This is a genomic window from Catenulispora rubra, assembly GCF_015356825.1.
Lineage (GTDB): Bacteria > Actinomycetota > Actinomycetes > Streptomycetales > Catenulisporaceae > Catenulispora > Catenulispora rubra.
The window spans coordinates 32,334-44,498 of record NZ_JAACYW010000070.1 but is presented as its reverse complement, the minus strand read 5'-3'; the positions used below and the strand labels follow the sequence as shown (position 1 = coordinate 44,498).

Here is a 12,165-nt window from a genome sequence, read left to right as displayed (position 1 = left end):
GGATGGCGCCGGCGATGATGGACGTGTCGCTGCCGGGTGCGGCGGCGATGTCCAAGGTCCGTCCCGCGGCTTGCAGGCGTGCTGCGGCTTTGACGATGGCGTCTTGTCCGAGGGTGGTCCATCGGTACAGGGCGCTCAGGTCGAGGATCAGTGGGCCGCCGCCGTGGAACAGGGTCCAGCCGATCGCACCGTTGAGCCGGGGCACGTCTGCGGCGCCGAGCTGGCCGGCCAGCGCCAGGACGCCCAGGTCGGGGCGAGACGCGTAACGCCACTGCAGCTTGTGCACGACGGCGTGACTTCCTTTCACGATGGACTATGGGAAGGCGAGAGACGGGGAACAGGAATCGGGTGTATCTACAGGGCCGCGGACACGCGCTGGATCCGGTGTTCGCCGACGACGTCGGGCCGAAGCCGCAGGACCCTGCTACCGTCGCCGGCTTCGAAGCCGGGCAGCGTGTTCTGGTAATGGGCACGCTGCCCGGGGTCGACCAGGATCTCGGCTGGGCCGGTGATGCTGGCGTACCACCCCTTCTGTGTCGAGTCGTCGACGGACTCCGCCTGATAGGTGATCGGCAGGCCGTCGTCCAGGGCCGCTTCCAACTCGGCGGCCATGACGGTCAGGATGACGAGTTCGCCGCGCTCGACCGCGTGGAAATTGGGCCGGCGAACCGTCATCTCTTCCTTCGCGCAGATCACGAAGCCGATGCTGGTGTCGCCGAGCAGGTACAGCGCTTCGACGCGGAGCAGCGGCGCGAGACGGATCTGCGCGAAGCCTTTGCTCATCAGCCCACCTGGACTCGTTCGTCGGTGTGCTGGGCCGGGATGATCCCCGCGCCGGCCAGGTGAGTGTGAGCGTACTCGATGGCCTCGGGGGTGGTGGCGAACACGTGCCCTGCCTCGCGTACGGCGTCCAGGGTGCCGAGGGCGTCCAGCGGACGGCGGTGCTCGGGACGGATGCCTGATATCAGCACCAGTACGCCGCGCTTCGTGAGCTTGTCGATGGCGTCTTCCAGGACTCGGGAGCCGGAGGAGTCGATGATGCTGATCCGGGACATCCGCAGGATCAGCACCTTCACGTCGGCGGTCTCGGTGAGCTCCAGCAGGAAGCGGTGTGCGGCGGCGAACAGCAGTGGCCCGTCGATGCGGTAGGCCACGATATGCTCGCCGAGCAGCTGCTGCTCCTCGGCGTGGTGGTCGGCAGGGGGCAGGTCGGCGTGCAGCGGGACCTGCTCCAGCCGCGCCGCCGCCGACACCTTGGTCACCGCGAGCGCCGCAGCCACGATCATGCCCACGATCACGGCGTTGAACAAGGTCGAGGCCAGCGTCACGGTCGCGGTGAGGACGAGTATCCCGGCTTCGCCGCGGCTGGCCTTGGCCAGCGCCTTGATCGAGCCGACCTCGACCATCCGCACGGCGGTGGCGATGAGAACTCCGGCCAGGGCGGCGCGCGGGATGTGTGCGACCAGCGGCGCGGCGGCGAACACGATGACCGCCAGGACCGCGGCGTGCACCAGGGAGGCGAGGCGGGAAGCCGCGCCGGTGCGGACGTTGACCGCGGTGCGGGCGATCGCGCCGGTGGCCGCGACCCCGCCGAACAGCGGGGCGGCGATGTTGGCCAGGCCCTGCCCGAACAGCTCCCGGTTGGAGTCGTGGCGCTCGGAGACGCTCATCGCGTCGGCGGCCGAGGCCGACATCAGCGACTCCAGCGCCGCCAACGCGGCGACCGCCAGCGCCGAGGGCAGCAGCGAGCCGACATGAGAGGTTTCGAAGAAGGAGGTGGACGGCGCCGACAGCCCCGAGGGCAGGTGCCCGATCGTCGCGGTGGCCAGGCCCAGTCCCCACACCGCAGCGGTGGCGGCGACGACAGCCAGCAGCGAGAACGGGACACCGGGTCGCCACCGGGCTCCCAGGAGCATGACGGCGGCCACGGCGACGGCGACGGCGATCGAGGTCCAGTGCGGATGCCCGGCGAAGTCTGCAACAGCCTTGCCGGCGACCACAGCCGGATTGTTCCCGGACGGAGTGTGCACCCCTAGCGCGCCGGGGATCTGCTGCAGCCCGATGACGGCGGCGATGCCCAGGGTGAAGCCTTCGATCACCGGCACCGGAACGTAGGACATGGCCCGGCCGGCGCGCAGCAGGGACAGGACGACGAGGATGACCCCGGCCATCAGCCCGACGGTCATGACCCCGTCGAGGCCGTAGGTGTGCACGATCGGCACCAGCACTACGGTCATCGCGCCGGTGGGTCCGGTGACCTGGAGGTTGGAGCCTCCGAAGACGGCGGCCAGGGCGCCGGCGATCACGGCGGTGACCAGCCCGGCCTTGGCTCCGGCGCCGGAGGTGATACCGAAGCCGAGCGCGAGCGGCAGTGCGACCACCGCCACCGTGAGCCCGGCGATCAGGTCGCGGCGCGGCGAGCGACGCATCGTGCCCAGGGTCGCCGCGTTCGGCAGGACGTCCCTCACCCGGCCCGCGAGAGCGCGGGCGATCGCAGCAGCACTCACGCCGGGCTTCCGGCCGTGGCGTCGGCGTCGGCGTCACGCAGCTCGGCCAGCAGGTCCTGCTGCCCGGTGATCAGCTCGGTGAGGATCCGGCGCGCGGCGCGCATCAGCTCGGCGACGTCGGGGCCGGCCAGGGAGTACATGACGGTGTCGCCTTCGCGGACGCCGACGACGATGCCGGAGCGGCGCAGCACCGCCAGTTGTTGGGACAGGCTGGAGCGCTCGATCTCGATCGCGGCGAGCAGGTCGCGTACCGGCATCGGCCCGTCCTGCAGCAGTTCCAGCACGCGGATCCGGACCGGGTGTCCGAGCATGCGGAAGAACTCCGCCTTGGCCTGGTACAGAGGAACCATCACGCCACTCACTGTTTCTTCCCGTCACGTCCGATGGGGGGAACCTCGACGCCGGACTCCCGCGCCAGACCCAGGGCCTGCTCCAGCTCGTCCAGCGCTTCGGCGACTGCTTGGGAGTCGACGGTCGCTGCGGCCTCGGCAAGGCGGAGCCGCGCCTCGGCGACCCGGGTCAGCAGTGCCTCGGTGTACTCGTCGACTTGCGCGGCGCTCACCCTGTCCTCATCGTCTTTCACGTGTACTTCCCGCTGGTCTGAAGGTGCCGACCGCCCCCCGACAAGCACGGTCGACGGCATGCCACCGGTACCAGGCACCCTCAAGTCAGCCGTCGGGAGGCGTACCCGGTGTCTGCACTGACATCATCGCGCTAATTGAAGGAATCATCAATTCGCCATGTGTGCTCAGGTAAGCTCACGCAGGTGAACACGCCCCAGCTCCCGGCAGGGCTTCGGCGGCATCCGCGAAGCGGTCAGACCAGAAAGCCGGGGCATCGCCATGAACCAACGAGCCAACGGGGCAACGCCTAAGAACGCGCAAGCCATCTACAACAGGTCCGTAGTTCAACAGGCCGTTGGGATGATCAGTGTTCAGCTCGCAGTGCCGATTCCCGTGGCGATGAAGCGATTGCAAGACTACGCCGCCGAACACGGGCGTACCCGTGCCGACGTCGTGGCAGACATCGTGGCCCGACGCCTGATATTCGATGCCGACGGAATGGACTGACCCGCCGGCCTCGTGCCGAAGGAGCCGCTCCTCGCCGACGAATGCCCCGCCATCCGGCCCCGGCGACGGAGCATTCGCCCTTCCGATCGTCGGCGCTGTGAGTCAAAAGCTGCGTTCCGTCTCGGAACTCAGCAAGGTTGAAACGCCCACAGGCTGGCGCCCTGGCTCAGCTGCTCGCACGCAGCGCGCGGGCGGCGCGGCAAGGGCAGGGTGCGGTCCGCGGTCAGGAGGTGTGGCGTGCTGCGTCCTCGATGACGGCCGTGACCTGCTTCGGGTGGGAGAGCATCGACAGGTGTGAGGCGTCGATCTTCGTCACGGTCGATCCGGCTCGGTGGGCCATGAATTCCTGCGCGGCGGCGGGCAGGGCGTGGTCGTCGGTGCCGATCACGTCCCAGCTCGGGATGGTGGACCAGGCCGGGGTGCCGGAGAGTTCGTTGAGCGCGGACGCCGCGATCGGGCGCTGGGTGGCGGCCAGTTCGGCGGCCTGGGCGGCCGGCAGGTCGTTGGCCAGGATGGCGCGGAAGTCCGCGGGCTTGATGTAGACGTCGTTGACGCCGCCGGGCTCGGGGACGAAGTTCAGTGCGGCCGGGGCGACCTGGCTGCCGGGGAACTGGGCGGTCAGCCCGTTGAGGGTCTCGCCTTGGGCGGGGAGGTAGGCGTCGACGTAGACCAGTGCCTTGACGTTCGCGTCGCCGGTGGCGGCGTTGGTAATGGCGAAGCCGCCGTAGGAGTGGCCGACGAGGACGACAGGTCCGGGGACGGTCTTGAGGTAGCTCGCGAGGTACGCGGAGTCCTCGGCCACGCCGCCGAGCGGGTTGGGCGGCACGTCGACCGTGTAGCCGTCGTGCTGCAGGCGGGTGACGACGCCGGCCCAGCTGGAGCCGTCGGCCCAGGCGCCGTGGACCAGGACGACGGTCGGCTTGGCCGGGCCGGGGTGGCTGCCGTCGTTGGTGGCGAACGCCGTCGCGGCGGGCACGATCGCGGCCGCGACGGCCAGGGCCGCGCCGAGTGCCGCGAACCGGGCTGCGCGCTTGTGCATCTTCAGCGGTGCATTCATGGTGTGTCCTTCTTTCGGGTGGTTTCGGGTGGTGAGGATTTCCGGTGGTGGGGTGCTGCGGAGCAGTGCGGGGCGAGGGTCAGATGCCTTGGCGGGTGAGCCAGGCCAGGGTGTGATCGGCGATCTCGCGCCAGCCGTTGTCGAAGGCGAGCGAGTGGCCGCGGTCGGGGAACGACTGGTAGTCGGTGACGGCGGCCGAGCCGGAGTAGAGCTTGTACGCGGCTTTGACCACGGTCTCCGGGACGGTGTGGTCCTTGCCGCCGCCGATGATCAGCAGCGGTCCGCGGTCGTTGTTCTTCGTGTCCACCGCCGCCGGAGAGGTCTTGTGGAAGTTGGCGGAACTGGCCTCGAACAGCGGTCTGCCGGGACCGGGGATGGTCCAGCGCTCGAACAGCTCGTCGGACTCGGTCTGCGGGATGGCGTTGCCGAAGGCGTAGCGGAACTGCTTGCGGGACAGTGAGACCGCCTTCTTCTTGTTGCCCGGCCTGGAGAGCACCGGCAGGCCGGAACGGATCTGGGCGAGCGGCACGGGTTTGACGCCCTTGATCTGGCCGGGGTCGATGGCGACGGCGGCGCGGGCGTGCCCTTCGGCCAGCAGTTTCTGGACGATCAGCCCGCCGAAGGAGTGGCCGATGACGACCGGCGCGGCGTCGAGTGTGTCGATCACGCGGCGGTAGCTCTCGGTGATGTCTTCGATGCCCTGATCGGCGACCGCGGCTGCGTTCTGACGGGTGGCGGTCACGGTGTCGCCGTCGCCCGGCCAGCCCGGGGCTGTCGGGCGGTAGCCGGCCTGCCGGTAGGCCTCCATCCAGTCCTGCCAGGAATCGGAGTGGATCCACAGGCCGTGGATGAAGACGACGGGGGTCGAGGTGGGCATGGCTGGGTTCCTTCGCGTTCGGATCAGGTAGACTGACTAGTAACTCTACTTGAACCTAGCACGTCTTGCCCGGTGCGGGGAACCGTCCGCGGCGATTCGGAATCGAGGAAGATGAAATGCTGGACCGTATGACGCAGCAGCACTCCGAACCGGCAGGTGCAGCAGCCGACGGGGCAGGACCTCCTGCTTCGGCGCCATCCGGCAAGGTCCCGATGCGGGAGCGGATCATCGAGGCGGCGGCCGATCTGTTCTACGCGCAGGGCATCCGGGCGGTCAGCGCGGAGAAGATCATCGCCAGGGTCGGGATCACCAAGGTGACGTTCTACCGGCACTTCCCCTCGAAGGACGACCTGATCGTCGCCTATCTCGAACGTCGCGCGAAGTGGGAGCGCGACGCCGTCGCAGGAGCCCGGCTGGCCGCCGCGGGCCAGGTGCCCGAAGTGTTCCGCATGATCGCCGAGGGGATCGGCGCCGAGAGTTGCTCCCCGGGTTTCCGGGGATGCCCGTTCATCAACGCCGCGGCCGAGTACGCCGACGCCGAGCACCCGGTCCGGCAGGTCGTGGACGCTCATCGACGGTGGTTCAAGGGCACTGTCGAGGAGATGCTCCAGGAGATCGGCGTGGCCGACGTCTCCGGCGTCGCCGACCAGTGGCTGATGCTGCGGGACGGTGCCATGGTCGGCGGCTATCTCGGCGACCCGCAGACCATCGCCCGGTCCCTCTACAACGCAGGGCGCGCGGTGATCAAGTTCGGTAGCTGACCCGGCGGACGGGAGCCGGAGAAGCAGGCCCATCAGTGGTCTCATGGGCCATGCGTCTCGATCGGCTTGATGAGGAGGGCGACGGCTGCCGCGGCGGTGGCGGCGATGGCCGCGCCGATCAGGGCCCAGTGCATGCCGGAAAGGAACGAGGTGTGGATGGCGTCGGCCACAGCCTGCGTGATCCGTGCGGGTGTACGCGGCGAGGCGGGAGGCGCGATGCCTACGTCAGCGGCCTGCTTGAGCTTCGCCGCGGCGGGGCCGGGCAGGGCCGGCAGATGGTGGGCGATCCATTGGCGGGGGAGCACGGTGCCCACCCGTGAAGCCAGTACCGTGCCGAGTACGGCTGTGCCGAAGCTGGTGCCGAGCTGTTGCGCCACCTGTCCTAGCGCTCCACCGACACCTGCTAGTTCGGCCGGGGCGTTCCCGACGACGATGTCGGTTCCCCCGACGACGACCGGGGAGAGCCCGACGCCGAGAAGGCGTCCCGGTCGTGGATCAGGTACTTCACCGTTGTGTCGGCGTCGTCGAGGTCCATGAGCAGGTTCCGGGCCTGCTGCCCAATCCAATCTGCGCGAGGGTGCAAGGTGGCGCCCAAGACGCGGACGCGCCTGCTGGCGTGTTCGATCACGGCCAGGACGTAGGCTTTCGATCCATCGAGCAGGTCGATGACGACGAAGTCGCAGGCCAGGATGGATTTGGCCTGGGAGCGCAGGAACGTCGCCCAGGTCGGTCCTGCGTCGCGGGTCGGGGCAGGATCAATCCCCTCGTTCTTCAGCACCTCCCAGACGGTCGAGGCCGCGAGGCGGATGCCGAGGCCAGCCAGCTCGCCGTGGATTCTTCTGTGGCCCCAGGTGGGATTTTCTTTGGCGAGCCGGAGGATGAGGGCTTTGATGTCGCGTCGGGTCGGCGGGCGTCCGGGCTGTTTGCGGCGTGAGTGGTGGGCCCAGCGGCGGCGGAGCAGGTCGCGGTGCCAGCGCAGGATAGTGCCGGGGGTGACGATCAGTCGGATTTGAGGTAGCCGGCCGTTGTGGAGTAGTCCAGCCAGCAGGGCAAGCCAGGCACGGTCGGTCCAGGTGAGTTTCCGTGCTAGGTCGGGATCGCGGCGCTGGGCGACGGCGAGTTGGTGGCGGAGCATGAGGATCTCGACGTTCTTCGCCGTCGCATCGCGGCTCGTAAGTCGAATCCAGGTGAAGAGCCGTGTCATCAGCAGGTAGATCAGTTTGAGCGCCACGACTCAGTAGCATCCCAGCTCGCAGGGGTCTTTGGCAGCCTCAGCCACAGTGCGTTCGCCCCGTGCTGTGCCGTGCCGTGGCGCGTCTGGCGTCTACTGGCGCGGTGAGTGTGAATGACTTTGTGCACGATGAAAGTAATTGGTCGTGACCAGAGTGTCAACCGATTGGGTATCGGCTGCTCACGGCCTTGATCGTAATGGTGCGCTGGGTGCAGTCGGTCGAGCCTTGGGGCGCTCCGTCATGGCCGCGGCTTCCGGCCGCGGCGTTCCTACTTGTCGATCTCGGGATTGAGCTGGAACTTTGCCGAGTCCTGAGCTGATATCGGTCCAGGCCCTTGACTGTTGCCGAGAGATGGCAGTTCAATCACATCGTGAAAAAAGGGGTTGCGTAAAGGGCTTGCTGCGGGCGTCGCCTGATCACCCCTCGTCCGGAATCGTTCTTCCACATCTCTCACGAAGGCGGTACCCCCATGCCGAAAACCCGACCACCGGGCTGCGGCGGACGCCGGATCCGTACGCTGGCTCACTTCGCCGTCGCCGCCGCGCTGGGCGCCGGCGGCCTGGTCGCCGCGGCGCCGGCGCACGCGGCGAACGAGCCCGTGAACATCTGGCTGACGACCACCGACGATTCCGGAGGCCGCGAGGTCACCCAGGGACTCGCGCAACAGACCCCGACCGCGTTCGCCGCTGGCGTCGACAGCGCCGGCGAATCGATCACGGTTGACGACACCGCGCGTTACCAGCAGTTCACCGGCGCCGGAGCTTCGTTCACGGACACCGCGGCCTGGCTGATGAACAGCAGCGGCGCGCTCAGCGATTCCACCCGCAATACCCTGATGAACAACTTGTTCAACCCCGCGACGGGGATCGGGCTGGACTTTCTGCGCAACCCCCTGGGCGCCTCGGACCTGGCCAGGTACAGCTACACGTTCGACGATACCGCGGGCAATCAGCCCGACCCCGGGCTCCAGAGCTTCTCCATCGACCACGACCTGGCCGATGTGCTGCCGCTGACTAAGCAGGCGCAGCAGCTCAACCCCAACCTGAAGGTCATGGCGTCGCCGTGGACGGCGCCGCCGTGGATGAAGGACAACGGCGACTACAGTCAGGGGTCGTTGCAGAACCAGTACTACGGCGCCTACGCGCAGTACTTCGTGAAGTACATCCAGGCGTACCAGGCGCAGGGTGTGCCGATCGACTTCGTGTCGGTGCAGAATGAGCCGACCTGCTGCTCCGGCTATCCGTCGATGTCATGGGACGGCGGATCGCTGGACGACTTCACGGCCAACGATCTGCTTCCGGCGTTCCACGCCGCCGGGCTCTCAACGAAGGTGCTGGCGCTGGACTGGAACCCGGATACGTACGCCTCGTACGGGGCGCCCAGCGTCGACGACGCCACGGTCCGCAACGACCCCAACTTCGGCGGCATCGCCTGGCACGGGTACGGAGGCAGCGTCACCACGCAGACGGACATCCACAACCAGTACCCGAACGTGGACGCCTACGACACCGAGCACTCCGGCGGCACCTGGATCGGCAACCAGCAGCAGGAGGACATGAACAACATCATCGACTACACCCGGAACTGGGGTAAGTCGGTGGTGAAGTGGTCGCTGGCGGTGGACCAGAACATGGGCCCGCACAACGGCGGCTGCGGGACCTGCACCGGGCTGATCACCGTACACAACGGCGACTCGCGCTCCGGCCAGGTCGACTACAACATCGAGTACTACGACATGGGGCAGCTGACCAAGTTCGTGAAGCCGGGCGCCTACCGCATCGACTCCACAGCCTCCTCCGTCGTCCCGAACGTCGCATGGCTGAACCCGGACGGGTCCGAGGCGGTGGTCGCGTATAACGGTGCGGGATCGCCGCAGGACTTCACCGTGAACTGGAACGGCGAGCACTTCACCTACACCATTCCGGCGCAGACCTCTGCGACGTTCGTCTGGAACGGGACGGCCTCCGGCTCGCCGACCGCCGACGGCGGTACCGCGGTCCGCGCCGCCGCACATCCTGCGGCCTACAAGCAGAGCCCGTCCCGGTTCACCAGCGTCTTCAACGGCATCACCGGACCCTGACAGGGGAGGTCGAACACACTATGAGCTCAGGAAACACGACGCGGCGGCGCAGAACACCGCTGTCCAGAATGCTGGTGCCGGTGATGCTGCTCGGAACGCTGGCGGCGGCCCCGGCCGCCGCGTTCGGCGCGGCGCCGAACGCGGCCGTGGCACCCGACTCCGCGGCGGCAGCGAAGTCCGCTGCGGCTCCCAGGGCCGGAGCGGCCGACCCGGACTTTGGTCCCAACGTGCTGGTCTTCGACCCGTCGATGGCGAGTGCCGCCGTCCAGAGCCAGATTGACAACGCCTACTCTCAGCAGGTCTCCAACGAGTTCGGCCAGCAGCGCAACGCCATGCTGTTCAAACCCGGCACGTACAGCCTGAACGTACCTGTGGGCTACTACACCCAGGTCCTGGGCCTGGGCCAGAACCCTGACGCGACGACGATCACCGGCGGCGGGGTCTACTCCGACGCGCAGTGGAACGGTGGCAACGCGACCGTCAACTTCTGGCGTGGGGTGGAGAACCTGAATGACAGCCCGGACAGCGGCACGGTGAAGTGGGCGGTGTCGCAGGCCTCGCCGATGCGCCGGACGCACATCCCCGGTAACCTCCAGCTCGACGACGGCGGCTGGTCCAGCGGCGGCTTCCTGAGCGACGCGAGCGTGGACGGGCAGATCAACTCCGGCAGCCAGCAGCAGTGGCTGTCGCGCAACGACCGGATGGGCGGCGGTTGGGCCGGGGCCAACTGGAACATGGTCTTCGTGGGCGATACCAACGCCCCCGCCACGAGTTTCCCGAACCCGCCGTACACCACGGTGGACCAGACGCCGGTGGTTGCCGAGAAGCCGTACCTGTACGTGGACGGCAACGGCGGCTACAACGTGTTCGTCCCCGCGACCCAGGCGAACACCTCCGGGACCACCTGGTCCGGCGGCGCCTCGCCGGGTAGCTCGCTACCGATCAGCCAGTTCTACATCGCCAAACCCGACGTCGACACTGCGGCGACCATCAACGCGGCCCTGGCGGCCGGCCTCAACCTGCTGTTCACCCCCGGGGTCTACCACCTGACCGACACGATCCAGGTTACGCGCCCGGACACGGTGGTCCTCGGGCTGGGCCTGGCGACCTTGGAAGCTGACAACGGCGTCGTCGCGATGTCCACCGCCGACGTGAACGGCATCCGCATCGCCGGCCTGCTCTTCGACGCCGGTACCACGAGCTCCCCGGCCCTGCTCCGGATCGGCCCGGCGGGGTCCGGCACGGATCACAGCGCCGATCCGACCATCCTGTCCGACATCTTCGCCCGCATCGGCGGCGCCGGCGTGGGAACCGCCGATACCAGCGTCCTGGTGAACAGCAACAACGTCATCGGCGACGACTTCTGGTTGTGGCGCGCAGACCACGGCACCGGCGTCGGCTGGACCACCAACACCGCGAACAACGGCCTGGTCGTCAACGGCGCCGGCGTCACCATGTACGGCCTGGCCTCGGAGCACTACCAGCAGTTCGCCGTGCTCTGGAACGGAAACGGGGGCCGCACCTACTTCCTTCAGAACGAGCTGCCCTACGATCCGCCGGACCAGGGCAGCTGGATGGACGGCGCGACACAGGGGTACCCGGCCTACAAGGTGGCTGACAACGTCACCGACCACCAGGCCTTCGGGCTCGGCGTCTACTGCAACTTCAACGTCAACCCCTCGGTGGTCGCCGACCACGCCATCGAGGTGCCCAACACTCCGGGCGTCCAACTGCACGACATGGTGACGGTCTCGCTGGGCGGTACCGGCACCATCAACCACATCGTCAACGACCAGGGCAGTTCTGTGAACTCGGGCAACAGCGTCGCGGATCTGAACAGCTATCCGTAGGCCGACGCCGACGTTCGCTGCCCGCCGTCACTGCACGACGGCGGGCAGCTCAGGGCCCGGATCTGGGTACTAGTCGGCCACAGGCATGAGTGCTTGGTCGCTCGCGTGGACTGCGGTGGCCTCGGCGCTTTCCCAGGAGATGTCGGTGTCCGCCAATCTGCTGGCGAAGTAGCCGGTGTAGCTCCAACCGCCTAGGTCGGGCAGCACCATGAAGGGGATCTCTGCTGTGAAGGCGCCGAAGTCTCAGCCTCCGGCCCGCCGAAGCGCTGTCGAAGTTGTGCATTTGGTACATTCCTACGCTCGTTGGGGCCAGGATCTAGCGGCCAATGGCGGTTACGGATGCGGCCGGCGAATCGTTCACACCAATCGAGGGCAGCTTGAACTGGGTCGGGACCATGTCCCAACCGTTCGTGACGGGTGCCTCATGGGAAGGCCATGTCTAGTTATTAACGAACTGGTCGCGGCTCGTTTCGGCGGCAGGCCCCGCAGGGTGCGCGGCCGGCGGTGGGCCGGGCGCCCTGCAGGGCGGTACAGGCGGTACAGCTGCGGCTCACGGCGCGGCGAGTGCCGCCTGCGCGACCTCGTGGTCCTGGTCCGGGCTGCCGCCGCCGACACCGATCGCGCCGATCACCAGCCCAACTCCGCACCTTCGTCGAAACCAACATCAACCGCTTCCCCACCGGAAACTGAACCACAAACCCATAAACAGGCCAGGCCTGCGGTCACGGGGC

The 12,165-nt window shown here is 67.9% G+C and carries 14 protein-coding genes; 4 read left to right on the top strand and 10 right to left on the bottom strand.

Annotated elements, in window-relative coordinates:
• From GWK61_RS20960 to GWK61_RS20940, 5 genes are all read right to left on the bottom strand, one after another.
• Positions 1-286: STAS domain-containing protein (locus tag GWK61_RS20960; RefSeq protein WP_194910553.1), on the bottom strand; the 286-nt coding region annotated here is incomplete at its 3' end.
• A gap of 68 nt (positions 287-354) precedes the next feature.
• Positions 355-783, bottom strand: coding sequence for a pyridoxamine 5'-phosphate oxidase family protein (locus tag GWK61_RS20955; protein WP_194910550.1), 429 nt, complete (start codon positions 781-783; stop codon positions 355-357).
• Positions 783-2,429: a SulP family inorganic anion transporter gene (locus GWK61_RS20950; protein ID WP_194910569.1), complete on the bottom strand. Its 1,647-nt coding sequence runs from the start codon at positions 2,427-2,429 to the stop codon at positions 783-785. The genes GWK61_RS20955 and GWK61_RS20950 overlap by 1 nt, the downstream gene beginning before the upstream one ends.
• A 74-nt stretch (positions 2,430-2,503) precedes the next feature.
• Positions 2,504-2,860, bottom strand: coding sequence for an ArsR/SmtB family transcription factor (locus tag GWK61_RS20945; protein WP_194910542.1), 357 nt, complete (start codon positions 2,858-2,860; stop codon positions 2,504-2,506).
• A gap of 5 nt (positions 2,861-2,865) precedes the next feature.
• On the bottom strand, positions 2,866-3,069 hold the full coding sequence (locus GWK61_RS20940; protein ID WP_194910541.1) for a hypothetical protein: 204 nt from the start codon (positions 3,067-3,069) through the stop codon (positions 2,866-2,868).
• A gap of 280 nt (positions 3,070-3,349) precedes the next feature.
• Here GWK61_RS20940 and GWK61_RS20935 point away from each other — a divergent pair, with 280 nt between their 5' ends.
• Positions 3,350-3,577, top strand: a complete 228-nt coding sequence (locus GWK61_RS20935; protein WP_194910540.1) for an ANTAR domain-containing protein — start codon at positions 3,350-3,352, stop codon at positions 3,575-3,577.
• Between the two features lie 223 nt (positions 3,578-3,800).
• On the opposite strand, the gene GWK61_RS20930 is transcribed toward GWK61_RS20935, so the two are convergent.
• Together GWK61_RS20930 and GWK61_RS20925 are read right to left on the bottom strand one after the other, a co-directional pair.
• A complete protein-coding gene (locus tag GWK61_RS20930; RefSeq protein WP_228562671.1) occupies positions 3,801-4,634 on the bottom strand; it encodes an alpha/beta fold hydrolase in 834 nt (277 codons plus the stop codon).
• 79 nt (positions 4,635-4,713) lie between these two features.
• Positions 4,714-5,511, bottom strand: a complete 798-nt coding sequence (locus GWK61_RS20925) for an alpha/beta hydrolase (RefSeq protein ID WP_194910539.1) — start codon at positions 5,509-5,511, stop codon at positions 4,714-4,716.
• A gap of 116 nt (positions 5,512-5,627) precedes the next feature.
• Here GWK61_RS20925 and GWK61_RS20920 point away from each other — a divergent pair, with 116 nt between their 5' ends.
• Entirely contained in the window at positions 5,628-6,272 is a 645-nt protein-coding gene (locus tag GWK61_RS20920) for a TetR/AcrR family transcriptional regulator (protein WP_228562670.1), read from the top strand.
• A 41-nt stretch (positions 6,273-6,313) separates the two neighbouring features.
• Here the strand turns inward: GWK61_RS20920 and GWK61_RS20915 are convergent, their stop codons facing one another.
• Both GWK61_RS20915 and GWK61_RS20910 read right to left on the bottom strand, forming a co-directional pair.
• Positions 6,314-6,649: a hypothetical protein gene (locus GWK61_RS20915; protein ID WP_194910538.1), complete on the bottom strand. Its 336-nt coding sequence runs from the start codon at positions 6,647-6,649 to the stop codon at positions 6,314-6,316.
• A 26-nt stretch (positions 6,650-6,675) separates the two neighbouring features.
• Positions 6,676-7,503 carry a helix-turn-helix domain-containing protein gene (locus GWK61_RS20910; RefSeq protein WP_194910537.1) on the bottom strand — a complete coding sequence of 276 codons (828 nt, stop codon included), beginning with the start codon at positions 7,501-7,503 and terminating at the stop codon, positions 6,676-6,678.
• Between the two features lie 470 nt (positions 7,504-7,973).
• Between GWK61_RS20910 and GWK61_RS20905 the strand changes: the two genes are divergently transcribed.
• Positions 7,974-9,584 carry a glycoside hydrolase family 30 protein gene (locus tag GWK61_RS20905; protein ID WP_194910536.1) on the top strand — a complete coding sequence of 537 codons (1,611 nt, stop codon included), beginning with the start codon at positions 7,974-7,976 and terminating at the stop codon, positions 9,582-9,584.
• A 20-nt stretch (positions 9,585-9,604) separates the two neighbouring features.
• Positions 9,605-11,434: a pectate lyase-like domain-containing protein gene (locus GWK61_RS20900; RefSeq protein WP_194910535.1), complete on the top strand. Its 1,830-nt coding sequence runs from the start codon at positions 9,605-9,607 to the stop codon at positions 11,432-11,434.
• A gap of 550 nt (positions 11,435-11,984) precedes the next feature.
• On the opposite strand, the gene GWK61_RS60850 is transcribed toward GWK61_RS20900, so the two are convergent.
• The gene (locus tag GWK61_RS60850; RefSeq protein ID WP_369125599.1) at positions 11,985-12,065 is read right to left on the bottom strand and encodes a heme-binding protein; all 81 of its coding nucleotides are present in this window, start codon (positions 12,063-12,065) and stop codon (positions 11,985-11,987) included.
• Positions 12,066-12,165: the final 100 nt, after the last annotated feature.